This window comes from Streptomyces viridosporus T7A (assembly GCF_008704515.1).
Taxonomy (GTDB): Bacteria; Actinomycetota; Actinomycetes; order Streptomycetales; family Streptomycetaceae; genus Streptomyces; species Streptomyces viridosporus.
The window spans coordinates 148,602-174,504 of record NZ_CP023700.1 but is presented as its reverse complement, the minus strand read 5'-3'; the positions used below and the strand labels follow the sequence as shown (position 1 = coordinate 174,504).

22 protein-coding genes and 5 pseudogenes are annotated in these 25,903 nt (G+C 70.0%); 12 read left to right on the top strand and 15 right to left on the bottom strand.

Annotated features, from left to right (window positions below; translation table 11 throughout):
- Positions 1 to 184: 184 nt before the first annotated feature.
- The 5 genes and pseudogenes from CP969_RS00970 to CP969_RS33480 form a co-directional block, all read right to left on the bottom strand.
- On the bottom strand, positions 185 to 1,339 hold the full coding sequence (locus CP969_RS00970; protein WP_078495495.1) for an integrase core domain-containing protein: 1,155 nt from the start codon (positions 1,337 to 1,339) through the stop codon (positions 185 to 187).
- Between the two features lie 116 nt (positions 1,340 to 1,455).
- Positions 1,456 to 1,782: a hypothetical protein gene (locus CP969_RS00965; RefSeq protein WP_039831382.1), complete on the bottom strand. Its 327-nt coding sequence runs from the start codon at positions 1,780 to 1,782 to the stop codon at positions 1,456 to 1,458.
- A 218-nt stretch (positions 1,783 to 2,000) separates the two neighbouring features.
- Entirely contained in the window at positions 2,001 to 4,262 is a 2,262-nt protein-coding gene (locus tag CP969_RS00960; protein WP_016828354.1) for a hypothetical protein, read from the bottom strand.
- 462 nt (positions 4,263 to 4,724) lie between these two features.
- Positions 4,725 to 5,153 (bottom strand): hypothetical protein, encoded by a 429-nt coding sequence (locus tag CP969_RS00950; protein WP_016828356.1) that lies wholly within the window; start codon positions 5,151 to 5,153, stop codon positions 4,725 to 4,727.
- A 106-nt stretch (positions 5,154 to 5,259) separates the two neighbouring features.
- A pseudogene (locus CP969_RS33480) lies at positions 5,260 to 5,559 on the bottom strand (lamin tail domain-containing protein); the annotation flags it as partial.
- 104 nt (positions 5,560 to 5,663) lie between these two features.
- Here CP969_RS33480 and CP969_RS00940 point away from each other — a divergent pair.
- Positions 5,664 to 5,981, top strand: coding sequence for a transposase family protein (locus tag CP969_RS00940; RefSeq protein WP_223887014.1), 318 nt, complete (start codon positions 5,664 to 5,666; stop codon positions 5,979 to 5,981).
- A 194-nt stretch (positions 5,982 to 6,175) separates the two neighbouring features.
- Here the strand turns inward: CP969_RS00940 and CP969_RS00935 are convergent, their stop codons facing one another.
- Positions 6,176 to 7,108 carry a glutaminase gene (locus tag CP969_RS00935; protein WP_026085570.1) on the bottom strand — a complete coding sequence of 311 codons (933 nt, stop codon included), beginning with the start codon at positions 7,106 to 7,108 and terminating at the stop codon, positions 6,176 to 6,178.
- 316 nt (positions 7,109 to 7,424) lie between these two features.
- On the opposite strand from CP969_RS00935, the gene CP969_RS34380 reads away from it, so the two are divergent.
- Positions 7,425 to 7,832, top strand: coding sequence for a hypothetical protein (locus CP969_RS34380; protein ID WP_016828363.1), 408 nt, complete (start codon positions 7,425 to 7,427; stop codon positions 7,830 to 7,832).
- A gap of 53 nt (positions 7,833 to 7,885) precedes the next feature.
- Here CP969_RS34380 and CP969_RS00925 read toward each other — a convergent pair whose 3' ends face one another.
- The 4 genes from CP969_RS00925 to CP969_RS00905 form a co-directional block, all read right to left on the bottom strand.
- A complete protein-coding gene (locus tag CP969_RS00925; RefSeq protein ID WP_026085571.1) occupies positions 7,886 to 8,656 on the bottom strand; it encodes an IS5/IS1182 family transposase in 771 nt (256 codons plus the stop codon).
- 415 nt (positions 8,657 to 9,071) lie between these two features.
- On the bottom strand, positions 9,072 to 10,916 hold the full coding sequence (gene uppS, locus CP969_RS00915; protein ID WP_078495550.1) for a polyprenyl diphosphate synthase: 1,845 nt from the start codon (positions 10,914 to 10,916) through the stop codon (positions 9,072 to 9,074).
- A 16-nt stretch (positions 10,917 to 10,932) separates the two neighbouring features.
- Entirely contained in the window at positions 10,933 to 11,802 is an 870-nt protein-coding gene (locus CP969_RS00910) for an ABC transporter permease (RefSeq protein WP_016828366.1), read from the bottom strand.
- Positions 11,799 to 12,407 carry an ABC transporter ATP-binding protein gene (locus CP969_RS00905; RefSeq protein WP_026085572.1) on the bottom strand — a complete coding sequence of 203 codons (609 nt, stop codon included), beginning with the start codon at positions 12,405 to 12,407 and terminating at the stop codon, positions 11,799 to 11,801. Before CP969_RS00905 ends, CP969_RS00910 begins: the two co-directional genes overlap by 4 nt.
- A gap of 105 nt (positions 12,408 to 12,512) precedes the next feature.
- Between CP969_RS00905 and CP969_RS00900 the strand changes: the two genes are divergently transcribed.
- A complete protein-coding gene (locus CP969_RS00900) occupies positions 12,513 to 13,106 on the top strand; it encodes a diguanylate cyclase domain-containing protein (protein WP_078495497.1) in 594 nt (197 codons plus the stop codon).
- Between the two features lie 94 nt (positions 13,107 to 13,200).
- On the opposite strand, the gene CP969_RS00895 is transcribed toward CP969_RS00900, so the two are convergent.
- Positions 13,201 to 14,018 (bottom strand): IS5 family transposase gene (locus CP969_RS00895; RefSeq protein ID WP_086019050.1). Its coding sequence is split into 2 segments (ribosomal slippage): positions 13,201 to 13,670 and positions 13,670 to 14,018, totalling 819 coding nucleotides; the frame shifts between segments, so codons are not numbered across the junction.
- 85 nt (positions 14,019 to 14,103) lie between these two features.
- Here CP969_RS00895 and CP969_RS00890 point away from each other — a divergent pair.
- Positions 14,104 to 14,901, top strand: a pseudogene (locus CP969_RS00890) (IS5 family transposase).
- 177 nt (positions 14,902 to 15,078) lie between these two features.
- Here the strand turns inward: CP969_RS00890 and CP969_RS00885 are convergent.
- Together CP969_RS00885 and CP969_RS00875 are read right to left on the bottom strand one after the other, a co-directional pair.
- Entirely contained in the window at positions 15,079 to 16,296 is a 1,218-nt protein-coding gene (locus CP969_RS00885) for a glycosyltransferase (RefSeq protein ID WP_026085573.1), read from the bottom strand.
- A 500-nt stretch (positions 16,297 to 16,796) separates the two neighbouring features.
- Entirely contained in the window at positions 16,797 to 18,413 is a 1,617-nt protein-coding gene (locus CP969_RS00875; protein ID WP_039831384.1) for an IS4 family transposase, read from the bottom strand.
- 112 nt (positions 18,414 to 18,525) lie between these two features.
- Between CP969_RS00875 and CP969_RS34505 the strand changes: the two are divergent.
- Positions 18,526 to 18,783, top strand: a pseudogene (locus tag CP969_RS34505) (transposase); the annotation flags it as partial.
- A 70-nt stretch (positions 18,784 to 18,853) separates the two neighbouring features.
- The gene (locus CP969_RS00865; RefSeq protein ID WP_016828375.1) at positions 18,854 to 19,240 is read left to right on the top strand and encodes an IS5/IS1182 family transposase; all 387 of its coding nucleotides are present in this window, start codon (positions 18,854 to 18,856) and stop codon (positions 19,238 to 19,240) included.
- Here CP969_RS00865 and CP969_RS00860 read toward each other — a convergent pair.
- The gene (locus CP969_RS00860) at positions 19,179 to 19,688 is read right to left on the bottom strand and encodes a hypothetical protein (protein WP_051044471.1); all 510 of its coding nucleotides are present in this window, start codon (positions 19,686 to 19,688) and stop codon (positions 19,179 to 19,181) included. The genes CP969_RS00865 and CP969_RS00860 overlap by 62 nt on opposite strands.
- Before the next feature lie 124 nt (positions 19,689 to 19,812).
- On the opposite strand from CP969_RS00860, the pseudogene CP969_RS33470 reads away from it, so the two are divergent.
- A pseudogene (locus CP969_RS33470) lies at positions 19,813 to 19,998 on the top strand (N-acetyltransferase family protein); the annotation flags it as partial.
- On the opposite strand, the pseudogene CP969_RS00850 reads toward CP969_RS33470, so the two are convergent.
- Positions 19,976 to 20,527: pseudogene (locus CP969_RS00850) on the bottom strand (bile acid:sodium symporter); the annotation flags it as partial. The pseudogenes CP969_RS33470 and CP969_RS00850 sit on opposite strands and share 23 nt — an antisense overlap.
- A gap of 5 nt (positions 20,528 to 20,532) precedes the next feature.
- On the opposite strand from CP969_RS00850, the gene CP969_RS00845 reads away from it, so the two are divergent.
- The 5 genes from CP969_RS00845 to CP969_RS00820 all read left to right on the top strand — a co-directional run bounded on the left by CP969_RS00845 (position 20,533) and on the right by CP969_RS00820 (position 25,890).
- A complete protein-coding gene (locus CP969_RS00845) occupies positions 20,533 to 20,826 on the top strand; it encodes a MerR family DNA-binding protein (protein ID WP_078495501.1) in 294 nt (97 codons plus the stop codon).
- 733 nt (positions 20,827 to 21,559) lie between these two features.
- Positions 21,560 to 22,582 (top strand): tyrosine-type recombinase/integrase, encoded by a 1,023-nt coding sequence (locus CP969_RS00835; RefSeq protein WP_026085576.1) that lies wholly within the window; start codon positions 21,560 to 21,562, stop codon positions 22,580 to 22,582.
- Complete coding sequence (locus CP969_RS00830; RefSeq protein WP_016828380.1) at positions 22,582 to 24,411, top strand: tyrosine-type recombinase/integrase; 1,830 nt, start codon at positions 22,582 to 22,584, stop codon at positions 24,409 to 24,411. Before CP969_RS00835 ends, CP969_RS00830 begins: the two co-directional genes overlap by 1 nt.
- An 82-nt stretch (positions 24,412 to 24,493) precedes the next feature.
- Entirely contained in the window at positions 24,494 to 25,012 is a 519-nt protein-coding gene (locus tag CP969_RS00825) for a hypothetical protein (protein ID WP_016828381.1), read from the top strand.
- 83 nt (positions 25,013 to 25,095) lie between these two features.
- Complete coding sequence (locus tag CP969_RS00820) at positions 25,096 to 25,890, top strand: Mu transposase domain-containing protein (protein ID WP_016828382.1); 795 nt, start codon at positions 25,096 to 25,098, stop codon at positions 25,888 to 25,890.
- Positions 25,891 to 25,903: the final 13 nt, after the last annotated feature.

The following is a 25,903-nucleotide window of genomic DNA, read 5'->3' as shown; positions in this document are numbered from 1 at the left end:
CCCGCAGCGTGCGGCAGCAGCCGTCCAGGCCGGCGGTCAGGGCCGGATCCGGCGCCCGGACGGAACACCGGTTGCGGGGCCGCAAGCAAAGCGACGTTGCCCCTGCCGAGAACCTAATGGGAGCTGCCGGGTCGTAGAGACTTGGTGCCGTAGCCTGTGCCGCTTGGAAAGTCATCGCTGCTGGTCAAGCCGCATATCGGTACTCGTTGATCGCTCCGCCGAGGATGCGGGTGCGTAGGAGTTTGCCGGGATAATCGTGCTGGCGTTCGGCGGCGGGTTCCTCGCTCACGTCGGGCGGGAGTTGGTCCCGGGCCTGGTGAGGCCGGTGCCCGTTGTAGTGATCTTGGTACCGGCCGAGGACGCGACGCGCATGGGCCCCGTTCACGATCAGCACGTGGTCCAGGGCTTCCCGGCGGATCGTGCCGAGCACGCGCTCGCAGTGGGCGTTCATCCGCGGCGCCCGGGGCGCGCTGAGCAGCACGCCCACGTCCTCTGACGGGAAGACGGCGTCGAAGGCCTCGGTGTACTTGGTGTCGCGGTCGCGCGGCATGAAACGCAGGGACTCCATCCGTGTGCCGAAGTCAGCGGCGAGGTTGCGCGCCTGCTGCACCGCCCACTGGCCGGCCGGGTGGGCGGTAACGCCGGTCAGGTGCAGGCGTCGGGTGCCGTGCTCGGGGAACGCCCGCACATACAGGCGCTTGCCCAGGACGGTGTCGGGGTGGAAGAAGTCCGCGGCAATGATCCCCTCGGCCCGGGCAGCGAGGAACGCGCGCCGGCCGGGGCCGGAGCGGCGTGGGGCCGGGTCGATGCCCGCAGCGTTGAGGATCTGCCAGACGGTGGACGGTGAGACCGGGTGCCCCGGCCGGGCCGGCTCGCCCTGAATCCGGCGATGGCCCCACCTCGGGTTCTCCTCGGCCAGGCGCAGGACGAGCTTCTTCAGCGCGGCCGGGGCCGGGGGTCGGCCGGTGCGGCCGCGGCGCGTGGAGTAGTCCCACCTCTTCGCGATCAGCCTGCGGCGCCAGGCCAGTACGGTGCCGGGCTGGCGCCAGGCCAGTACGGTGCCGGGCTGGACCGGGAAGACCCGCGCCCAGCGACGGCGCGGTATCAGCGAGGACAGGGCAGCAAACCAGAACCGGTCGGCCGGCTCGTAGCGCACCGGTCCTGTGAGTTGGCGGCGCAGGGCCGTGTTCTCGTGCCGCAGCACGAACAGTTCAGCTTCCTTCGTGGTGTCGTGGCGCAGCAGTAGGCCGGGGACGGCCGGCAGCTTCCGGGTCACCCTGTACAGCAGCGAGGCGATCACCACGACAGCATCCCAGCTGCTACCGACGCTCCAGGACATGGGTACGCACCTGCAGCGATGACTTTCCGAGCGGCACAGGGTCCGCGCATGATGCTCAGGAGTCGGCACTGCGACACCTGCTCGCCTTGAGCTGACCTCGTAACGGTGCGCTGGTCTCAGCCTTGACCGGCGCGTCGAGCACGGTGGTGGGCCTCACCGGCGACGATGCGTCGCTTGTACCGCCACAGCTGTTTGCGTTCCTCCGTCGTGAGGTTGTCCGCGAGGCGGTTGACCTCGTCCCAGGCCGCCGACCGGGCCGCGCGGGCGGAGGCCCAGTCACCTCTCTCGACGGCTTCGCGCAGGTCTTCCATCAGTGCCAGCAGCGGCTTGCGGGCCTCCTGCTGCCGTCTGCTGAACGGCGCCGACTTCACGGTGGCTCGTCGCTGTTCCCAGTCGGGCCCGCCGGTCAGCAGGTGCACGCGGGGGCGCGACCGGTGAGTCATGACGCATTCTCCTTCGTCTCGCACCACTGGCAGACGGGCTCCCGCTCGACAACGAAATCAGGTAGCCGTACCCGGCTGTCAGACGACCAGGGCAATGTGTCATGCCCTGGTGAGGGCGACATACGGTGAGCGATGGTGTTCCCTGCCATGGTCGAGTTCATGGGTCGGCACTGCTGCATCGGGCTCTTCCAAGTCGACGGAACCGGCTTTCTCCGGCCTCAGCCGGCCGAGTCCTCGGGGAGCCAGTCCGCGAAGATCTCCGGGAGGCGGCCCAGGTCCTCGGCCGTGACGGTGACCAGACGCAGGCCGTGGTGGCGGGCCAGTTCCCGCTTGCGCGCGACCTTCGCCGCGTACGCCTCCTTCGTCATGAGGCCCAGGGCTTCGACGAACGTGCCGTCCGCCAGGCGCCAGTCCGCCCGCAGGCCGGTTGTGTTGAGTTCTGGGTGGCGCGGGTAGGCGGGCTCGGGCTCATGGGCCACGCCCCGGTGGTGGAGGAAGTCGTCCACGTGCCGCTCGAACAGGGAGCGGCACAGGTGCCCGTCCGTGGCCGTGGTCGCCGTGCCCATCGAGGTGCGGACCCCGTCCGTGAGGAGCCCCGCGTGTCCCAGCCACTCCGTCCAGGTGCGGGCCGGGCGCGACGGTCGCGCACTCAGCAGCGCGGAGCCGGGGCGCGGTACCAGGAAACGGCAGAGCATCACCTCGTCGACCAGAGTGTGGTCCTCGAACGGGACGCAGACGCGGTCCAGTTGGGCGAGGGACGGCGGTCCGGAGAACTCGATCTCCGCGAGTCTGCGCAGCGCGTACACGATCGCTTCCGTCCATGCTCCGTCCGCTCCCGTGTCCCGCAGCACCCCGTTCCTGGCCAGGGCGCAGCAGCCGTGGCAGTAGAAGAGCCCCGGGCGTGCCGACTGGGAGGAGCGCCCGCAGAGCCGGCACGGCCCGCGCCCCGCCGGGTCCACGGGGGCACCGAAGAGCGCCTCCAGGGCTCGCCGGTAGTACGGGTTCTCCGCCGCGTCGTCGACGAGCGGCGGCAGCAGGCTCCCGGCCCTCGCGGTGGGTGCCTCTCCGTCGTCGGGCTTCGCACCGAGCCAGTGGCGGTGGGCCTCCGGGATCAGCCGCTGCGCGGCGGCCGTCACCCGGCTGGAGCGGCCGACCGGGCTGATCCCGGCCGGTGCGACCGCGGCACGGAGGTTGTGCCGCTCCACCTCCTCACGCGGCGTGCCCCAGGTCACGAGCAGCGGCCGCATCCCGTGCCGGCGCAGCAGCACCGTCAACGGCTCGGCGAGCGGCGTGGCGTACACGGTGAGCGTGCCCGAGTCCGGGTCGAACCAGCCGGCCTCGGGAAGCCCGTCCCGTGACACCCCGGGCTTCGAGAGCCGGATCGACCACCTGTCTCCGTCCGCGACGACCACCGCGTCCGGGAAGCCGTCGAGGGTCACCAGGTCCTCGGGCGTGTCCACGTCGACCCCGTGCGCGCGCAGCGCGTCGAGGGCCTCGGCGCGCACCCGCTCGTCGACCAGGGTGAGCGGGCCGTCCGGCTGGTGGTACTGCCCGACCTTCACGCCGGATCCGTCCAGGACGAGGATTCGGGTGTGGTGGAAGACGGACCGGGTGACGGCACGCAGGTCACGGAAACCGTGTGGCGAGCTCCGGTAGGTCTCCCAGGCGTGCAGGAGCGGCCGTGCCTCGGCGTCCCGGCGCCGCCGCGCGCGGTCACGCTCGGTCTCCCGGCCCCAGGCCCCGCCGGCGGCGCGATGACTCAGACCGGCCCGCAGCCGGACGGCGAGCCGTTCGGCGAGTGCCCGGCGCAGGCCCTGCTCGACACCGGCCGGGGCCGGCCCCTTCTCCGTGTACCGGTTGGTCTTTTGCCGACGAGCGGCCAGGTACGCGTCCACGAGGGCGCGCATGGTCTGACGCTCGGGCAGCAGGACCCGTACGGAACCGACCGCATACCCGAAGGCCTTCTGCTCCGCCCACGACACCGGCTCGTGGCGGCTGGGTTCCCAGTCCGCGTCGTCCTCGTCCTCGCCGTCCTCGTCGTCGTAGAAGCGGCCGTCGTCCTCGAGGTCGTAGAGCTCTATCCAACCGTGGCAGCCGACGGGCATCCCGGTCTCCTCGGTGAGGTCGCGGATGCTCTGGCTCGTGACGTGCAGTGCGCTGTTGTAGAGATAGCCCATGTGCCGGTCGAGGACGGACCCGCCGTGGCCGGGCGGTGCGGTGACCGACACGGCACGCGTGTCGTAGTCGTTGTCGGGCCGGGGGACCAGACCCACGCGTACGGGTATGACGGCACCGCCTTTCGCCCTGGGCGCTGCCGGCTTGATGTTCTCCTTCCGCAGCTGGTCCAGGATGAACGCGCGCAGAGCGGGGACGGAGTCGTCGAAGACCGCGAACCCCGGGGAGAAGTCCTTCGCCGGATCGCCCGGGATCATGAGGAGACCCACGTCGGGGGCGTGCTGGATCGTCTCGCGGCTCGACATGCGCGAATTATGCCAAGGGCATATGTGCTTCCGTGGCTCGGGGCAGGCGGATCACATATGGACGGTGGGGCCCGAGCCTGGCCGCCGAGTTGGGTCTTGCTCCATGTTGTCGTCCAAGCACGGTTCGGCGTCCGATCGGGTGAGCTTGTTACGGTGAGTGACCTTCTTCGGGGTCCGTGGCCAAGTCCCGAGCCGGCCTGAGCGTACTTTTCCCGCTCTCTCACCCAGCACGAGAACCTCCGGTGCTGGTTCGGTGCTGACTCCGGTGGGTCGGTGGCGGGAAAACAGCAGGTCCTAGCTTCGATCGGATGAGTTGTCGTACTACTTCCTGCACGCTCGCGCGACCGACGCCGACGCCCTCTCAGTCTTCGCACCACGGGACGGACGTGACCACAGCCCGTGACACTCGCTCCCCCTCCACGACAGCGGGCAGCCGCACACCGACTACACGATCAACGCCGCCTACCAGTCCTGAGGGCCGTAGGCGGCCCTGCGGTCCGGCGCGGCCGCGGTCAGCACGGCGGAGGCCGGCGCGTCGCCGGAGGCGAAACCGGGGAGCCCGGCCCGGGCCGCGGCACTGCGGCTGAGGGAGGGATCGCGCACGGCGGCCACGGCGGCCACGGCGGCCACGGCGGCCGCCGTCGCTGGCCGCGCCTCGGCATCCGCCACGGCCATGAGTGCCTCGGCCCAGCGGGTGTCGGCGCGCAGGCGCTTCCACGGCAGCAGCGCCCCGATGTCGGCCTTGCCGGGGCTTCCTTCCCTCCGGGCGCGGTGGGCCACGTGGTGCAGGACCTCGTCGTGGTGCGGGCTGACCGTGCGTGTGTAGGCGTCCCGCGCGACGAGGAGCCGCTGCCGGCCGTCACTGCCGACCCCAGCGCCCTCGCCTGCCACGGCCTCCTCCTCTCTCCGGTTCCGCCGCGGTGGTCCGAATAGGCGGGGGGCCGGCCACGCGGGGCGGGCATCCGCGTGGCCGGCCCCCGCCGGGGGTGGCCGGTGGTCAGCCGTGGTAGGTGATGTAGCCGTTGCCGTCGCGGTCGTTGGCCTTCTTGGTGTAGGCGTGGACGTCGGCGCGGGCCCCGGAGGGCTTGTACAGGTAGATGGTGTCCTTGTCGTTGTTCCACAGGAAGTTGCAGTTGTTGCGGTAGACGACGTTCTTGGCGTCGGAGTCGGTGCCCCGGCCGCCGCGCAGGTGGACGTAGTCGCCGGGCTCGAGGGTGTGGCTGTTGGTGAAGGCGAAGCGGTTGCCGGCGGCGTCCTTGACGACGTAGCCCTTGAGGTTGACCGTGGCGGAAGCGTGAGGAAAGAGCGAAACGGACAGGGGTGGGGCGGCCTGGCTTGCCAGGCGCCGGGTCCGCACGGGCCAGGACGCAAGATGCCGCCGCACCCGCCGCTGGCCGTGCCGTGCCACACGGGCCGGGGCCCCGCCGCGCCTCCCCCGTCGCGGCGGGGCTTTGTCTGTCAGCCCCGGGCCTCGACGACAGCGGCCCGGACGCCGACCCGGCGGTGATCACCGGCTACAAGGCCGCGCGCAACCGGCCCCTGACCAGGGGACAGAGACTGTCCAACAAGGCGCTCGCCGCAGTCCGGGCCCCGGTCGAGCCCGGCTTCGCCCACCTGAAGAACCGGCGCGTGCTCGGCAAGGTCCGCACCGACCCGAAATGGGCGACTGCGCTGGTACGGGCCCTGCTGGTCCTGACGAACCGCGAAGTCACACGCTGACCGATGGCCTTCACCGAAGTCACACGCTCACCACCAGCGAGAGCACCCCGGCAGCGGCGCACACCAGACCCGTGACCTGCCACTTCACGATGCACGCCACTCACTGCTTCAGGCCCTGACGCAGGGCGGTGTCCAGCACGCTCATACGTGACCGTCGACAAGCCGGAGCCTCAAAGCCGCCCGGCCCGGCGGGATCAGAACACCGACAGCCCCGTGAGCGTGGTGAAGAGGTCCAGTGCCGCCACTCCGGCGACGGAGTTGCCCCGTTCGTCCAGGCCGGGGCTCCACACGCACAGTGCGCAGCGACCGGGCACGACGGCGATGATGCCGCCGCCCACCCCGCTCTTGCCGGGCAGGCCGACGCGGTAGGCGAAGTCGCCGGCGGCATCATAGGTTCCGCAGGTCAGCATGACGGCGTTGACCTGCTTGGCCTGGCTGCGGGTCAGCAGCCGGGTGCCGTCGGCGCGTATGCCGTGCCGGGCCAGGAGGGTGGCCGCCAGCGCGAGGTCGGCGCAGGAGGCCGTGACCGAGCACTGGCGGAAGTACTGGTCGAGCAGGAGCGGGACGGGGTTGTCGATGTTGCCGTAGGAGGCCATGAAGTGGCCGAGGGCGGCGTTGCGGTCGCCGTGCGCGGCCTCCGAGGCGGCGACCGCCAGGTCGAAATCGAGGTCCGGGTTCCCGCTCTCGGCACGCAGCAGCCGCAGGAGCTCGCCCGCCGCGTCACCGGTGCGGGTGTGGAGGCGGTCGGTGACGACCAGGGCGCCGGCGTTGATGAACGGGTTGCGCGGGATGCCGTTCTCGTACTCGAGCTGTGTCAGGGAGTTGAACGGGTTGCCGGAAGGTTCGCGGCCCACGTGCTCCCACAGTTCGTCGCTCTCGTGGGCCAGGTCCAGGGCCAGGGTGAAGACCTTGGTGATGGACTGCGCGGAGAACGGCTCGCGCCACTCGCCCACCCCGTGGACGGTGCCGTCCAGCTCGGCGACGGCCATGCCGAAGGCGCGCGGGTCGCGGGCGGCGAGCGCCGGGATGTAGTCGGCGGACCGCCCCCGGCCGGGCGTCCGCGCGATCTCCTCGGCAATCTGTTCCAGAACCTGCTGATAGTCCATCGTCGATGTCACGGCGCCCATTGTGCTCACCAGGCGCACGGGACTGCGGTGAGGCCCTCGTCGGCGATGGTGCGAACCGCCGGCGACCTCCGATCTCCGCCCGGAACCTGTGACCTGCGACTTCACGATGCACACTCCTCAGTGGCCCGGGGCCGGACGCGCCCCCGTCCCCGCGGCAACTCGCTTCAGGGCTCCCGGACGGCAGCCCGCCCCGGGAACGCCGGCACACCCCGTTCGCGGGGACGCGGGCTGCTGCGCGCGGGGTGGTCCGTGGTGGCCGGTAGGGTGCGCGGGCAGGAGCAACCGGCTCCAGCAGGCGGAGCGTTGAGGGCAGGTCATGACGGGCCGGCGGGCGTGGTGGGGGCGGGGCTTGGCGCTGGCGGCGGTGCTCGCGGTGGCCGGGTGCTCGGCCCTCGACGAGGCGGCATCACCGCCACCGGCCGGGGACGACAAGCCCCCCGCCTCCGCCTCCGTCTCGGCTTCGGCCGGGGCCGGCGGCGGCCGGGCGGCCGGTGCGGCCACGACCCTGCCGGGCGTGCCCGGCGAGCAGCAGGCGCGCAGGGAGCTGGCCGGGCTCTTGCGCCGCGACGCCTACACCGCCCGCGCCCGCCGGATTCTCGCCCGGCACGGCGACAGCGTGACCGTGGTCATGGTTAGTGGAGTATGCGCGGGTTCCTCCGGGGCTCTGGCGGCCCGGATGCCGGCATCTCAGCAAGTAGACGAGGGCGTCACTTGCGCTCGCTAAGGGCTGTCCCGTAAATGATCTTTAACGTGCCGGGGGGCCTGCTGGCTTCTGCGTCACCCGGCAAGGACAAGGTTGTGCAGGCGGGCGATGCCGAGCATGGCGTGGTGAACGCCGTCGCCTTTCAGCCGGCAGTCGCGGAGGATCTTCCAGCCCTTCATCCGGGCGAAGACGTGCTCCACGCGGGCGCGGACCTTGCGGTGTGAGCGGTTGTGGTCCTCTTTCCAGTCCGGGAGTTCGGTCTGGCCGCGCTCGCGGCGGTGCGGGATGACCAGGCCGGTGCCCCGGTAGCCGCCGTCCGCGATCACCGTGGTCCTGCCGACGGCGTCCTTCGTGCCGGACAGCTCCCACGCCTTGCAGTCGTTGCGGTTGCCCGCGACCGGCCGGCCGACGGCGACGACGAGCCGGGTGTCGGCGTCGATGACGACCTGGTGGTTGGTGGAGTACCGGTAGTTCTTCGACTGCTCGGCAATGCTGTGGTCACGCGTGGGCACCAGGGTGCCGTCCACGATCAGCACGGTGTCCCTGCGGAACCGCTTGCGCTGCTGGAGCGCGAGCGCGGGCCCGAGGTGGTCGATGATGCGGTCGGCCGCGGACTTGGACACCCCGAACAGCGGGGCCAGTTGGCGCAGGGGCAGGTTCGTCCGCCAATAGGCGGCGACCAGGAGCACACGGTCCTCCAGCGGCAGGCTCCAGGGTCGGCCCTTGCGCACCGGGTCCACACCCTCACGCCGCAGAGCGTTGATCAGCTTGCCGAACTGGCGCGGGCTCAGCCCGGTGAACGGGGCTATCCAGGAGGGCTCAGACGCCGTGATCACACCAGCCACACCATGATCATCTCATCCGTGACCAGCAGTTACGGGACAACCCTTAGCTCGCGTGAGACCTCTGCAGTAACTCGAAAAATCTACGAGTGATCGCAGAAATATGCGTGTTCATGTCAGATTCTGAAAGTCGCGTGCTGACTCTCGTGCGCCCGGCTCCAGACCCGACGGTCGTGATAGACCCGGCCGGCGTGTCGGTGGAGACCGGGCTCGCGGACGTGGTCACGCTACGTCACCGCTGCCCACTCTGAGCGCACCGCGAAGCTGCCCCGGTAGCAGGAAGAGCGCGTCAGGCGTCAGCTGTAGACCTCTTTCGCCGCATTGGAGTCGACACCGCCGCTACGGCAACCCCTGCTGGACCTTTGGGGTTCCGGCGGACGTGGACGTTGTCGGGCCCGGACGCGCCAGTCCCCGGGAGTCAGATCGGACGTGACGGGGCGGTTGGTGGTCTCCGGGGGGAGATGAGGGGGGCGGCGCCGTGGCGGCGTTGACGTCGGCTGTATTCGGTGATGGCCTGCCACAGGTCACGCCGGTCGACGTCGGGCCAGTAGTCGGGGGTGAAGTGCAGCTCGGCGTAGGTGGCGTGCCAGGGCAGGAAGTTGGAGGTGCGCTGTTCGTTGCCGGTGCGCCACAGCAGGTCGACGTCCGGCATGTCGGGGTGGGGCAGGTGGCGGGCGAAGTCGTCTTCACTGATGAGATGGGGGGCCACGTCGCCTGCTTGGGCTGCCTGAGCGAGGGCCGCGGCAGCTCGGGTGATCTCGTCGCGGCCGCCGTAGTTGATGCACACGGTGAGGGTCAGTCCGGTGCGGTTGCGAGTGCGGCGCTCCTCGCGCAGGAGGGCTTGGACGAGGTCCTCGGGCAGTTTGTCGGGGCGGCCGGACCAGCGCTGGCGTACGTCGAGATCACGGATGGGGCCTTCATCGAGGTCGCGTCGCATCGCTTCCAGGATGGTGGTGACTTCCTCGGTGTCGCGTTTCCAGTTCTCGGTGGAGAACGCGTAGAGGGTCAGGTGGCGCAGGCCGATCTCCAGGGCACCGTAGACCATCTCGTGGGCGGCGGCGGTACCGGCGCGGTGGCCTTCAAAGCGGGGCAGGCCGCGCTGCTCGGCCCAGCGGCCGTTGCCGTCCATGATGACCGCCACGTGGGAGGGCATCCGGTCGGCAGCGATCTGCGGAGGCTTGGCGCCGTCGCGATGTGGTGGCGGGGGCCGCAGGGCGGTGTCTTCGGCTGCTGGGCCCGGAACGCTCGCGTTCACCGCGGGTCGCCGGGGTCCGGGCATGGTCAGGGGCGTCAGGCTCCAGGCCAGATGCGAGCGGATGCGGGCGGGGGCCAGGATGCGGGTGCGGGCGACGACGGAAGGGCGCGGGGCGCGCTTGAGCAGGGCGGGGCCGGCCGCGTCGACGGCATCGAGTTGGGCGCGCATCAGGCAGGCGGCCGTGTTGAGCACGTTGGCAGCGCCCGGGTGCATGCTTCTGGTCATCGCGGGTCTGGTCACCCATTGGCGGGCCAGAGCAGTCAGGTCGCCGATCAAAGCCGAGGCAGCGGGGCTCCAGCGCCTCTGCCGCAGATCGTCTTCCGCGCCGGGAAAGGCGTCCAGGGCCTCCTGTGGCAGGAGCAGGAGGCCCTGGGTGAGGTCGGCGCTCAGGTCGGTGAGGATGTCGGTGAGCTGGGCGCCGTCGATGAACTGCTTGTAGTCCTGTTGCCGGTCCAGCCTGAGCGTCATCGGCGCTCCGGCCTGTTCGAACAGGTGCCGTACCTGGTCGACCCAGGGCACCAGTGCCTCACACCAGGCCCGCCACGCGGCCCAGTCGGCGAAGTGCCGGTCGCGGACGTCGTCGCGTGTGCTGGTCATGGCGACTTGCAGGCTGGACAGGTCCAGGTGCCATCGCAGGGCGGTGTCCACCAGGGCGTGGCGGACCGGATCCGTGCTGGTGCCGGCCGCCAGGTCGCGTTGCAGGGCTTGGGTCCACGCTTGGACGCGGGCCTCACGTTCGGCCTGTCCTGCATCTTGCTGGTCGGCGAGGTCGTCCAGGATGCTCGCTGCCGCCCACAGGGCCCAGCAGGCCGGGCGCAGCACGGCCGGCATCAGCTGGATGAGGGCGTGGATCGCGGGATCGTGCACTCGTGTGGTGCGCTGGCACAGCCGGTACGCCGCCCGTAGGGCTGGGTCTTCACCGGTGAGCGACCGGGCGGTGAGCTGCCCCTGCCATGCTCGCGGGGCCGCATCGAGGTCTGCCGTCGTGGACTGTGGTGTGGCGCGCATGTGGGGGACCGGCACCTCAGTGTGCTTCCGTGTCGGATGCCGCAGGTGAGGGCGTGGCGGCCTGGCGTGGCGCGGGAAGGCCGACCTTGTCGCTTCCTGGTCCGGGCAGCGGGGTGGGGGCGGCCAACGGCAGGGAGCTGCGGGTGCTGCGGCGAAAACCCACCAGCGCGATCAGGGAGGCTGCCGCGAACCAGGTGAGCTGGATCGCCAGGTAGCCGGGTACCGGGCTGGTGGAGAACCCGGCCGCCGTGCTGGCCTGCATGGCCCCGTAAGAGGGCAGGTAGCGCATGACCGGGCTGTCGGCCCCGGAACTGCTGATGGGGTTCTGCAGCGCGAGGTCGATAATGCTGGTCATCACGATGGCGAACATGCCCTCGACTTCCCGGCGCAGCAGGGAGCCGAAGCCGACACCGAGCGCCCCGTAGGTGAGTCCGGCGCAGAACAGTGCGGCGGCGAGCAGGAGGGGCTGGCGGGGTGTCCAGGCCAGGCAGGTGATGGCGGTGGCGTAGGCGGCGACCGCCGCCGAGACCAGAGCCAGGGCGGTGACCTTGGCCAGGACGAGGTGGGCACGGGGGTAGCCGGCCATGGCCAGCCTGCGGTCGAAACCGCTGCCGGAGAACGTGGCGGCGAACATCATGAAACCGGTGATCAGCGTGACGGCGTTGAGCGCGCCGCTGATCTCGGTCAGTTCATTGCCGTGCGGCGCCAGCACCTCTCCGGTGGCGTGCAGACGCATCCGGGCCGGGGTGTCGGGCATCGCCAGGTACGCCAGGGTCGTCCACACCGGGACGAACAGGCCCACCAGGATCATGGCGAACCGGTTGCGGCCGTGCTCGATAAGCGTGAACCGGGTGGCGACGGCGAAGCGGGTCAGGTGGAACCTCACGCGGCGACCCCCGCCTCGTCCGGGCGGAGCAGCCCGCCGTCCAGGCGCCACAGCTCGTCCAGGCGCTCGGTGTCATACGCCAGGTGAGAGACGACCAGGACCGAGCGCCCCGCATCCCGCAGCCGCGCGGCCAGATCCCAGAACCGCTGGTAGGTGTCCCAGTCGAACCCCTGATACGGCTCGTCCAGCAACAGCACCTGCGGATCGTGCATGAGCGCCAGCGTCACGTTCAGCTTCTGCCGCGTGCCGCCGCTGAGCACACTGGTTCGCTCATCGGCGTATCCGGTGAAGCCCAGCACCTCCATGACTTCCTCGGCATACCGCACATCGGCCAGGCAGTAAGCCGTCTGGAAGAATGTCAGGTGCTGCCGGACAGTCAGAGCGTCATTGAGAACTACGTGCTGCGGGCAATAGCCGAACCGGCCGCTGTGACGGACCGTGCCACGCGTGGGCCGCAGTTCGCCGGAAAGGACCTTCAGCAGCGTGGACTTGCCGGCGCCGTTCTCCCCAACGATCCCGCACAGCGTGCCTGCCCGAAGCCGCAGGTCAACACCCCGCAAGACCACACGCCGACGGTAGGCATGATGCACATCCTTGACCTCCACGCCTGTCTCCCCCTCCGAGACCTGGACCGGCCGTGACCCGAATGGCCTAACGACCACGACGCGCCAAGGACACGGACCCCACGCCACCGGGGCGTAGACGCATCGGTGCCAGCGGCGTGCAAGGGCTTCGGACGGACATGCCCGCGGTCGGGTCCTGAGCGAACCTGCCCGCGCCACTGCCCCAACCGGCGACCGGCCCGCGGGTTCATCCTGTGCGCCCTCCAAGATTGTGCGAACCCGCGCGCTTCCGACGCCGACCACTTCAAGCAGATCAACGACACGGCCGGGCACCCGGGCGGGGACGCCGTACTCGCCGCGTTCGGTGCCCGGATCACCGCGTGGGCGGGCCCGCGCGCCGCTGCGGGCCGCCTCGGAGGCGATGAGTTCGCGGTCGTACTGGAGTTGCCCGTCGGCCGTCGCGAGCAGCGTCTCGCGCAGCTGGTCCGGATGCTGCACACGCCGGTCACCCTGGACGACGGCCGCACCCTCCAGGTCGCCGCCTCGGTCGGCGCCGCGGCCGCCGACGTCCTCGGCGTCCGCGACCTGACCGGCCTGCAGAGGGCGGCCGACACCGCGCTGTACGACGGCAAGCACTCCGGCCGCGCGGTCCTCGCCACTCCCGCGCACACCACGGTCCCGTCGATCAACGGACGCCGGGCGGGCAGGCCGGGCACGGCCGTGTGGGGGCGGGCCGCATGAGCATCGCGACCCTGCCCGAGGGCGACTGGATCCGGGGCATCAGCATCCGGCAGCCGTACGCGGCCTGCATCCTCGCCGGGGCTAAGACTGTGTCCTACGTGGTGAGGCGGATGAGTCGCTTGTAGCAGCACAGGGCGGCGGCGAGGCCGAGAAAGGCCAGGTAGTTGCGAGTATCGCGTTCGTAGCGAGGGCTCAAGCGGCGGTAGCCGGACAGCCACGACATGGTGCGCTCGATCACCCAGCGGTGCCGCCCCAATCGCTCGCTGGACTCGATTCCCTTGCGGGCGATGCGCACGCCGATCCGCTTCCCTCGCAGCCATCTGCGCAGGTCAGCCCGGTCGTAGGCTTTGTCGGCGTGCAGGCGCTGGGGCTTGAAGTACCGGCCGCGGTGGGGGTCGTGTCTCGTGTGGTGACCCTCCACCATCGGCTTCAGCCCTTCGCTGTCGTGGGCGTGGACGGCCGAGACGCCGACGAGGAGGGGCAGTCCGTTCGTGTCCGACAGGATGTGCATCTTGGAACCCGGCTTGCCCCGGTCCACGGGGCTCGGACCTGTGTGTTCGCCCCTTTTTTCGCCCTCACGTGGGCGGTGTCGAGGACGACGCGGGTGACGTCGAGGAGGCCGGCGTCGTCGAGCCGATGCAGCACGGCCTCGTGCAGCCGCCCCCAGAGGCCGGCTCTCGACCAGATGAGGAACCGCCGATGGGCGGTCGACTTCGATATCCCGAAGCAGGGCGGCAACGCACGCCAGGCGCAGCCGGACACCAGGACGTAGATGATCGCGGCGAACAGCGTCTCATCAGGCGTGTCTTGCGTTCCGCCGCCCTGCGGCCGCACCTTCGACGGCGGGATCAGCGGCTTCGCGATCTCCCACAACCCGTCCGGAACAATCCAACTCCACGTACCCCGCCCCATGAACGGACCAACGACGCCTCACCACGTAGGACACGGTCTAAGAGGTCATCTCATTTGGGCTCAGCAGTAGTCTGTGGCCGTGTTGATGGTTGAGCGTCTGGTCCCGGACGGGTTGTGGGAGCTGTTCCAGCGTGTGGTGCCGGAGGCGCCGTCGCGTCCGCAAGGCGGTGGCCGACGCCGGTATGGCGACCGTGAGGTGCTGGCCGCGATCATCTTCGTGGCGACGACGGGCTGTACGTGGTCGCAGGTCCCGCCAGTGTTCGGACCGTCCGGTGCGACGGCCCATCGCCGGTTCACGGAGTGGTCGAAGGCCCGGCTATGGGCGAAGCTGCACCGGCTGGTGCTCGACGAGCTCGGCTCGCGGGGTGAGCTGGACTGGTCGAGGTGCGCGATCGACTCGGTGAACATGCGGGCACTGAAAGGGGGGACCTGACGGGTCCGAATCCTGTGGATCGGGGCAAGAAGGGGTCGAAGATCCACTTGATCGCTGAGCGGACCGGGCTGCCCCTGTCCGTCGGGATTTCCGGCGCCAACCTGCACGACAGCCAAGGGCCTGGAGCCGCTCGTGCGCGGCATCCCGCCCATCCGCTCCCGCCGCGGCCCGCGCCGACGCAAGCCTGCAAAGCTCCACGGCGACAAGGGCTACGACTACGCTCGTCTGCGGAAATGGCTCCGTGAGCGCGGCATCCGGCACCGCCTCGCCCGTAAGGGCGTCGAGTCCTCCAAGCGACTGAGGCGCCATCGCTGGACCATCGAGCGCACGATGTCCTGGCTCGCCGGCCGCCGTCGCCTTCATCGCCGCTACGAGCGCAAGGCGGAGCACTTCCTGGCCTTCACCAGCATCGCCTGCACCCTCATCTGCTACCGCCGACTCGCCAAATGAGATGATCTCTTAGAACTCCTGACCGAATGGTCTTCGGAAGCCAGTGCTGTCGCTCGCTGGTGAGTATCCGACGTTGACCAGAAAGCCGCCGAGTATGCCGGTCTCTTCGAGCGTGCCGCGTCGGCGGTCTTGCCCGGCGCTGGGTACTTTCCCGGCTCAGTGATCCCGTGTGGGGGGTCACGCGGGCACCGACGGCCTTTCTCGGCTGACGGTGTCGAGCAGTAGTTTCGCGGCCACTGCTGCTCCGTCGGTGCGGATGCCGTCGGCCACGGCCCGTGCCCGTGCGAGGGTCTCGGGGCCGAGGGCCGTCCCGAGTGCGGCTGACAGGGACTGGGTGGTCGGAGCCGAGCCGTCGTGTGCCGCACCGATGCCCAGGGCGGCCACCCGGCCGGCCCAGTAGGGCTGGTCCGCCGCCTGGGGCACCACCACCTGCGGCGCTCCGGCCTGGGCGGCCGTCGTCGTCGTGCCCGCGCCGCCGTGGTGCACGACGGCGGCCACCCTGCCGAACAGTGCCTGCTGATTGACCTCGCCGACGACGAAGCAGTCGTCCCGGTCGTCAATCAGAGCCAGTTCGGCCCAGCCGCGGCCGACGAGTGCGCGGCGGCCGTGCGCGCGGATCGCCTCGATGGACACCCGGGCGATGTCCGCGCAGACGCCGCGCATGCTGCCGTAGCCGACGAACACCGGAGGTGTGCCCGCATCCAGGAACGCCAGCAGGTCGTCCGCCAACGGGCGTTCGTCCGGCAGGATCCACGCCCCGGTGTGCACGACGTCGAGCTCCGGGGCCTCCCGCCACGGACCCAGGACCGGGTCCGACGCCAGCCACGGCCGGTCGGTGAAGATAAAACCGTGGACGTCGTCCACCGGAGGCAGACCAACCGAGGCCCGGTGGGCGTTGAGCGCCCCGCCGTGCAGCGCGTTGAAGGCCCGGGCGTTCAGGTCCCACAGCGCCCGGTTGTCGGTCACTTCCGGCGGGAACGACTGGCCCGCCAGCAGCGCGGGGGGCGCTTGGTGCGGCGACCGCAGCAGGAACGGGCAAAAGGTCGCGTACACGTAGGGGATACCGAGTTTCTCGGCCGCCGACCGCGAGGAGAAGTGCGCGAGACCGGTCGCCAGCAGGACGTCGCATCCCTCGGCGGCTGCGGCGACCGTGCCGAACTGCGCGGCCAGCTCGGTCACACGCCGGGAGGCCGCCGATTCCGTCGACGGCGCCGTCATCGTGCCCATCGGCCTGCCGACTGCCACCAGTTCCACGCCGGCCCTGGCCAGCAGCCGGGCGAAGACCTCGTCCGGCGGCGCACAGACCCTCACCTGCGCGCCGAGTTCCCGTAACCGCACCGCCAGCGCCACCAGCGGTTCGACATCCCCGCGCGACCCATAGGTCGACAACAACACACGCACCACGCGACTCCCGTTTCTGCAGGTACTGGCCTCGGTCGGCGATTCTGCGGCCTGACGGGGGCCTTGCCGCAAGCCCCCCGGTGCGCTATACGTTGAGCACGGTAACTGGCTGTTCTCTATCCGCTCGTGGAGTCGATCGGGCTCGAACAGGTCCCTGGTCCGGGTGAGTCGGCCGGTGTGGGTGCATAGAAGAAGGGCCTCTTGGTAGCTCGCGGTTGTCGAATCCAGCGAGGAGCAAGAGGCCCTGTTGTCGAAGTGTCGCGTGGTCGTGGTCGCCGAGTCCAGTTCGTCCACTCCTGGGTGTGACTGTCTCGCCCATCGGTTCGGGAACGCGGCCGACCGGCCGGAGCGCCGGCCCCGATACAGCTCGGACATGAGCGATGCGGAGTGGTCACGGGTGCGGGATCTGCTGCCGGTTCCCGGATGGCCGGCGGGCCGGGGCGGGCGGCCGGAGGGCTACTGCCACCGGCAGATGATCGACCAATGCCACGAAGTTAAGGATTCGGCGGTGGCGTCAAGATGTCGGGGAGGGGAATCTTGTAGGTGCTCGGAGCGGTGCGGACGAGTCGGTCGTTGCGGGCCCAGTAGCACAGTTGCGCAGTGAGACTGCTGAGGGGGCGTCCAGAGGTGGGGAGTCCGAGACGCCGGGCGATATCCCGGGTGTGCATGGCCTGGTTGGAGTTCGCAGCCAGGATCTGGCTGACCTGGCCCCAGCGGCCGGAGAGGGCCCGGCTCGGGTCCTGCGCGCTGGGCAGGGCGGGTGGGTGGACGGCGATCTCGATGCCGGTGATCGGGGTGCTGTCGCGTGGACGCCCGTCGCGGTTCCAGATGTTGTAGCGGGAGGTTCCGCACTTGACGATGCGGGCGGACAGCCGCATCCGGCGCCCGGGGAGCAGTGCGTGCAGGACGCGGGCGCCGATGTGTCCTACCAGGCCGGGGTGGCTGTCCGGCCCTGATGCCGCGGTCGTCCCGGCGAGGCTGACGACCGTGTCACGGGCGGCCTCCAGGGCGACGGTGAAGCCGGCCCGGTCCGGATCGCAGCCGGGCAATGTCTCCACCGCGGTCACCATCACCGAACGCAGGGCCTGGTAGAGGGTGAGCAGTCCCCACATCTCCTGGTTGAGGCCCACCGGGTCCTTCGAACGCAGGACCCGGCCTTTGAGCAGGGTGTGCCGGAGCGCCAGGTAGGTGACCTCGATCTCCCAGCGCTCGTGGTAGAGACGCACCAGGTGGTCTGCGGGATCGGTGCGGTGGTCGCTGAGTGTGGTCAGCAGGCGGTGGGTTCCGCCGAAGTCGCCGCCGTCGACGGTGCGGGCCCGGATCTCGGCCTCGATCACCCGCAGACGGAGGCCTCCGAGCCGGGTCAGGTAGGAGCCGTCTGGCAGCAGCGCCAGCACCGGCGGTCGTCGGGTGCTGGTGGCACGGATCAGGAACTGGGCCCCCTGGGCTGCGATGTCCGCGAGTAGTTCATTGCTGTCGAAGGCGCGGTCCGCCAGCAGGAGCATGTCCGAGGTCAGGTGGCCGGCCAGATCATGGGCGTAGTCGGTCTCGCCTTTCGACGCCGGGCCGAAGACGGCGGCGATCAGGCCGCGGGTGCCTGTTTCGCACAGAGTCATGAGCATCAGCCGGGGGTAACCGGTCGGGCCGTGGCGACGCTCGGTGCGGCCGAGCCAGGACCGGTTGCGCTCGTGGTCGGGGACGTTCAGGCTCCCGCAGCCGTCGAAGGCGACCGTGCGCCAGCGGCGGTAGCGCACTCCGGGCGTGGAGGGCTGGGCCAGCGGGCCGGCAAGTACGTCGAACAGCTGCTTGAAAGGGGCCACGCCGACTCGTCGGCGCAGATCACGAAGGGCCTTCTCCGAGGGCTGCGGCACCCGGAGGCCCAGTCCGGCCACGAGTTTGCCCCATACCAGTCCGGTGCCCAGATGCTCGAACAGCCCGAGCGCGAGGACAAGGTACACCCCGACGCGAGAGGGGAGGCTCCGCAGCCGTTGCTCGTGCGCCCCTGTCTCGTCCAGCACCGCGTCCACCAACTCGGGTGGGATGACCTGGGTTAACTCGCCGATATGACCAGGCGCGAACACGTTGGTTCCGCCCGTGACAGACTGGGCCACTGGGTCTCTGCTTTCTCAGGAAGATCTTGGCCGATCCCCTGAATAGCAGAGGCCCCTCCTCATCTCACCCGCCTTTGACATTCACGGCGAGCGCTTAACTTCGTGGCATTGGATGATCGACGCGATCCGCTACCTCGTCGACAACGGCATCAAGTGGCGGGCGATGCCCGCCGACTTCCCGCCCTGGCCGCAGGTGTACGCCTTCTTCGCCCGCTGGCGGGATGCGGGGCTGGTGGCCGAGCTGCACGACCGGCTGCGGGACGCCGTCCGCCGGGCGGAGGGCCGCAGCCCGGAGCCGAGCGTAGGCGTGGTGGACTCGCAGTCGGTGAAGGCGGACGCCACCGTCGCCCGCACCACGCGGGGTTTCGACGCCGGGAAGAGGGTTAACGGACGCAAGAGGCACCTGCTCACCGACACCCTCGGACTCCTCCTTCCTGGGCGTGCTGGTCACGCCGGCCTCGACCACCGACCGGGACGCGGCCCGGGTCCTGCTGCCCGCAGCGAAGAGTCATTTCCGGCGGCTGGCGCGCATCTGGGCCGACGGCGGTTACACCGGCCACCTCACCGACTGGACCACCCAGCACCTCGGTCTGGTCCTCGACATCATTCGCCGCAGCGACGACACCCGCGGCTTCGAAGTCCTGCCCCGCTGCTGGGTCGTGGAACGGTGCTTCGCCTGGCTCCTGCGCAGCTGGCGCCTGGTCCGCGACGACGAACGCCGCACCGACACCAGCGAGGCCATCGTCCGGTGGTCGATGACCATGCTCATGAGCCGCCGCCTGGCCGCCCGGTGCCGGCAGCGTCCTGCTCCGCTGCAGGCAGCGTGAAGCGGCCCGGCTTGTCCTCCACCAGCCAGCCCCGCTCCACCAGCCGCTTCAGCCGGGCCCGCGCTCCCTCGACGCGCGAGGCCGACGCGCTGTCCCAGCCCAGCACCACCGCCGCCCGCCGGGCACCGAGCCCGTCTCCTCCCGCCTCCCCGGCAGCGGTCATCAACGCCTGGTAGTCCACCGACAGCACCTCGATGCCGGCCGCGTCCTGGCGGTGCGGCACCGCCCGGCGCGGCCCCACCGGCCCTTTCTGCGACACCTTGCCGGCCACCGCGGCGGGCGCATCCGCCTCGGCCAGCGCCTCCAGATACTGCTCCAGACCGATCACCCGGCACCGGAGCACCTCTTCCGCCTCCGCCAGAGCCGCCCGCACCCGTTCCAGCTCGGCTGCGAGTTCCTCCCCCCGCACCGTCGCAGCCTTCCGCCGCGTCTCCAGAACCGCCCTCATCGATGGCACCCGCCACCCCCACGACATCTCGGCCAGTAACGGACCGAGACTCCCGCGACAACCGAGATCCCATGCCGGACCAGCAGAAACCGCACATGAGGTTCGGAAAGAGAAGGACCTCTAAACGATCCAGTCCGGGATCTTCCCCGAGAGCACCGCCGGTCTCACCCTCCACGAGCGGGCCGGGTTCCGCATCATCGGCACCCGTGAGCGCATCGGCCGGTACCGCGGCGTCTGGCGGGATGTGGTGCTGCTGGAGCGCCGCAGCCCGCTGGTGGACGAGCCGGTCAGCGGATGGTGGCTGGGATGAGGCGGGGGACCGCGCGGACGTAGAGGACCATCCCGACGACTTCGACCAGCATCTGGGTGACCACGACGACGGCGGCCACGGCCAGCTCGTCCGGCAGGGCGAGGGCGAGCGGCAGGACGACCAGGGAATTGCGGGTGGCGCCGGTGAAGACGATCGCCCGGCTGTCAGGGGCATCCAGGCGGAAGAGACGGGCGACGGCGAGCCCGGCGAAGGCCATCACGGCAAGGAATACGGCGTAGAGGGGGACGACCGCGGCGACGTCGCCGAGGCTGCCGCCGAGCTTGGGCACCTGGGAGGCGACGACCGGGAACAGGGTGGCGGCCATCAGCGGCACCATGGCCGCGCTCGCGGCATCGGAGGTCTTCTGCCCGGCCGGGTGGCGGGCGGCCCAGCCCTGGGTGAGCCAGGCCAGCGCGAGAGGGATCACGATCAGGAAGACGAACGCCTCCAGAAACGGACCGGCCTCCATGACGTCGCCCAGGTCCGGGCCCATGAACAGCCACAGCAGCGGCGGCAGGAGCAGCATCTGGCGGCCTGCTGCCCCCACCGCCCCGCACCCCCGGCGGCTACCGCGACTACCCCGACCACACCGTCACCCGTCTGGCGTTCATCCGCGACGCCCAGCGCGCCGGCCTCACCCTCGCTGAAATCCGCTCGATCCTGGCCCTGCGCGACGACGGCCACGCCCCGTGCGCTCACGTCACCGTGCTGATCGACGAGCACCTGGCAGACATCGACCGGCGCATGGCCGAACTCACCGCCACCCGCGATGTCGGCGTACACGTGAACGTGCCCAGTCACGTACGGATGAACGTGCTCAGTTCGTGAGGTGCTGGGAACCGCCGCTGGGCACTCTGCTGCTTGATCTGTTGAGGCGGCAGAGGGCGGCTGGTCATGGTTTTGGACCCACATCGGTGGTTGGAGCTTCGCCGGTATCGCGGTCTGTATGAGTCCGGCGCGATCAGCCTCTCGGAGATCGCGAAGGACACCGGACTGAACCGTCGAACGGTCCGGAAGTACCTGTCCGGGCAAGCCCCGGTGGCGCCGCCGCGGCGGGCGGCCAACGGCCGGCCGCGGAAGCGGGTCGTTGACGAGGTCGCCCCGCTGATCGACGCGATGCTGCGGGCAGAGATCACGATCAAGGGTGCCGTCATCCACGAACGGCTGGTCCAGGAGTACGGTTTCACCGGCAACTACCAGCGCGTGAAGCTCTATCTGCAGGAGGCCCGGCCCCGGATCGCGGACGAGCTCGGCATCGCTCCCGATGAACTGGCGGGTCTGCACCGCCGGTTCGAGGTCGTTCCCGGAGCCCAGGCGCAAGTCGACTGGGGCGACGAGGGCAAGATCCTCGCCCACGTCGGGATTGCGAAGGTCTACTCGTTCCACATGGTCTTGTCCTACTCGCGCGACCCGTTCTGCTGCTTCACCACGAGCCAGGACCTGGCCACCTTCTTCGACTGTCACCGCCAGGCGTTCGCCCACTTCGGCGGTTATGTGGGTGACGACTCTTCCGCGATCTCGTGTTCCCGGTCAGGATGGTCGCTCCCGTCGAGGAGCTCGGATGGCCTGGCAGCCGCAGTTGGTACGACGTGTCGATGCCTCGGGGAATCCCGCGGCATCGCTTGGGCACGCCCTGGTCGACGACTACTTGGAGTTCGTGGCAGCACGGTGCCGTCCGAACACGTTGCTGGCCACCGCTTACGACCTGAAGGTCTTCTTCTCGGTGGTGCCCAAGGAACCGACCGACGTCGTCACCGCGGACGTATTCGCGTTCATCACCGCGCAGAAGAAGCCGCGGCGGGGTCCGAAGGTCGTCCGACTCGAGGACGGTGAGGCGGGTCTTTCAGCCCGGACCATCAAGCGCCGGCTCGCGAGCATCTCCGGTCTGTTCGGCTATCTGATGACCCGCGACGACCTCGCAATCGAGCGCAACCCGGTGCCGACGGGGCTGGCCAACCGTCGCCGCAGCGGCAACCGCGGGGCACCGCTCCTGCGCACGCCCCGCACCCTCCCGCGCGTCCTCGGACAGACTCAGGTCGAAGTGGTGCTCGGCGCGGTGAACACCGCACGGGATAGGGCCATGGTCCTCGCGATGCTGCTCGGCGGGCTGCGCCGTTGCGAGGTCCTCGGCCTGCGGCTGGGCGACCTCTCACCGGGCGAACGTCGAGTCTTCATCAGCGAGGGCAAGGGCGGCCACCAGCGCCTGATACCCGTCTCCGCGCAGTTCTTTAGCGCGGTCGGCGACTATCTGGACCGCGAGCGCCCATCCGTCGATCACGATCGGCTGTTCGTGGTGCTGCGCGGGCCCACCCGCGGCCGACCGCTCTCCGCCGACGGCCTCGACGAGATCCTCGACGGCGTCCGGAAACGGACCGGACTACCGAAGTTGACGTGCCACCAGCTCCGGCACACCTGCCTGACCCGGCTGCGGGAGGCGGGCATGGCCCTGGAGGCGGTACAGGCCCAGGCCGGACACCGCTCCATCGAATCGACCAGGATCTACATCCACCTCGCGAACAGCTGGCTCGTCGAGCAGTACCTGGAAGCAAGCGCTGCGATCGACGCCGACTGGGCGGAGTCCTGATGCGCCGGGCCCGCGCCGCGGCCCTGCCGATCGTGCGCCCGGACCTGGTCGAGTGCTACCTCGCCCACCGAGCCGCGCAGGGCATGAACACCGACCACAAGGTCCGCTGGGGCGCCCGCGCTCTGCTCGCCGCAGTCCCCGACCTGGCCAACTTCTGCCGACTGCCGCTGGAACGCCAACTCGCCTTCAACCACGAGACCCATCGGTTCATCAGCTGGCTCTCGGTCACCGGACGCTTGCAGCCCGGGGCGGACTATCTGGTCGCCCGGCGCCCTCGACTGGGCATCGTGCTCGCCCGCACGGCGCCGGAACTGCATCTGCGGTTCATGGAGACCGCCCGCACGCTCGGCTTCCGCGACACGGTGGCCATGACCCAGTTCAACCTGCTGGCCCACTTCATCGCGCTGTTCGGCAAACAGCCCGAACATCTGCAGCAGGACGACTGGGACGAGGGCCGCCGCCTGCTTCTGGAAGCGGCCCGCCGCATCCCCAACCGCGGCGTCAAGGCCCTGTCGACCGCCCTGTTCAACCTGGAAGCGACGCTTTTCCACTGCGAGTTGACCGACCGGCTTCCGCGCCGACGCTCCCCGGACCACGCTGACATGCGAGCCCAGGAGTGGGCCCGTGTCCCGGTCGGGATGGCCAACACGATGCAGCACTACCTGCAGCAGGTCGCCGGGACGCTGCGGCCGGGCACCGTGAAGAACGCCGAGCTGACGCTGCGAGAGTTCGCCTTGCTGGTTGCCGCCGAAGACACGGCCGTCATCTGTGTCGCCGAGTTCAAGCGAAGGCACGTCGAACGCTATCGGCAGTGGCTGCTGGAGCGGCCGGCCGCCCGCGGAGGGCCGCTGCACCGGCACACCGTCCGCGACCGGCTGAGTAAACTCCGCAGTTTCTTTCGCCGTCTGGACGAATGGGACGCTGCAGACAGGCCGCCCCGCCAGCTGGTGTTCGACAGCGACTTCCCGATCGCGGACGAGCCGCTGCCGCGCTTCCTCGACGACGCGGCGGCCGCCAAACTGCTGGCCGCCGCCCGCCAGGACCCGGATCCGTTCGCCCGGCTGGCCATCGAGATCCTCGCCCGCACCGGGATGCGCCGCAGCGAGATGCTCGGCCTCACCACCGACGCCGTGGTCCAGATCGGCTCCGCCTACTGGCTCCGCGTCCCGGTCGGCAAGATGCACACCGACCGCTACGTTCCCTTGCACCCGCAGCTGAAGACGCTGCTGGACGACTGGCTGCTGCACCGGCCGGAGGGCCTGCGCTCGAACCTGCTGTTCACCGACCACGGCCGCCCGGTCAACGCCTCCCGCATCGAGGCCGCCGTTCGCAAGGCCGCCGAGCGGGCCGGACTGGGCAGGGTCACCCCGCACCAGCTCCGCCATACTCTGGCCACCCAGGCGATCAATCGGGGCATGTCCCTGGAGGCCATCGCCGCGATGCTTGGACACAGGTCGCTGTCCATGACACGTATTTACGCGCGGATCGCCGACCGGACCGTCGCCGACGAGTACTTCGCCGTCTCGGAGAAGGTCGAGGCACTCTACGACGCTCCGCGTCAGCTGCCGGCCGACGCCGAGGGAACGGAGATGGCCAAGCTCCGCCGGGAGATGCACCGCCGGATGCTCGGCAACGGCTACTGCGCTCGCCCCGTCGAGATGGACTGCCACTTCGAGTCGATCTGCGAGTCCTGCACGTTCTTCGTCACCACGATCGAGTTCCGGCCCACCCTCGAACGCCAGCGAGACGATGCGGCGGCCAAGGGACAGGTGGCGCGGGAACAGATCTTCGACGGCCTGCTGTCGCGCCTCGACGGGCAGGCCGGCTGAATCCACGTTGCGCCGCCAGCCGACCTTGGAGAGAGATCAACTCGGTGGACGTCCGGGCAGGTCAGGTGGCACGCTCCACCGCGTGACCGCCCTTCGAATCCTGGCCGAGTTCGGCTCCACCGCGGCCATCGGCCCGCTGCACTGCGGCGCGACTCTCAATGAGATCGCGGCGACGCTCGGGCCGCCGTGGGATATCGGTCGGGTGAGCAAGCGGCGGCGTTGGCCCCATCTGTTCTCCTACGGAGACGTTGAGCTCTGCGTCTGTCGCTGCCGTCGCATCACGCTGATCAGCCTGCAGACCTGGCGAGACGCCATCGAGCTTCCTGCCTCGGGAACGACGACACTCGCCACGTTCGCCGGGCCCCTCACCCACACTCAAGTCACAGCGGAGCTCAACGCAGTTGGTTGCCGCCTGAGTCCCGCGGGACTCCACCAACCACCCGGACAGCTCGCCCTGCGGGTCGAGGGAACACGCGTCACCTTCACCTTCCGGACTGAGGCCGACTCCGAGCCCCTCCTGGAGAGTGCCGGCCACTGGATCAGCAGCCACGAGTGCACACCCCCGGCAACCGACGCTCCAGATGACGGCTTCGGCGCGTGATCGAACCCCGCCCGACCGATCAACTGATGAAGTGCAACGTTCCCGGAGCTTGACAACGAGACCCGTATATTAGAGGGGTGCCGATGTCGATCGTCTATGACCGCACCAAAACGGTGGTCCGTCGGCATGTCGCCCCTGGTGAGGCCGTCCCACTGCATCCGGAAGCGGTCGCGTTCGCCGGGCACTACGACTTCGACATCGATGTCCTGGCGGCCTACCGCCCCACCGGCAAAGGCCGGGTCGAACGGCAGGTCGACATCGTCCGGGACCACGTCCTGGCCGGCCGGGCCTTTGCCTCCCTCGAGGAGATGGACGCCGCGTTCATGGCCTGGGTGCCTATGCGGCGGGCCCGGACCCACCGCACCCACGGCGAGGTCATCGGCCTGCGGGCCGTCCGGGACCACATGGCCTTGCGACCGCTGCCCCAGGCGCCCTATGTCGTCACCCAGCGGCATCTGCGGCCGGTCGGCAAGGACTGCCTCGTCGCCTTCGCCGGAAACCTTTACTCGGTGCCGGCCCGCAAGGTCCGTCCTCGCCAGCTAATCGAGGTCCGGGCCACGAAGTCCCAGGTCATGCTGCACTCCACCATCGCCGATGACACCGGCTCCACGTTGCTGGCTGCCCACCCGCGAGCGGTCGGCAAAGGCGTTCGGGTCGTCGACGAAAAGCACTGGGACGGTCTGCCAGATGGCAAGAACCGCCGTGTCACCACCGGCGACCTCGTGCCCTCACCTCGCCACGAGGCACCTCTGGGCGAGGAAGCCGGGCCGTTGCAGGCCCTGCTGACCCGGGCCGCGGCCGCCAACGTCAAGGTCGGCCGCCGTCCACTGTCGGTCTATGACGAGCTGACCGGCACCCGCCCGTTCACCACCCCCTGAAGAAGGAACCGTC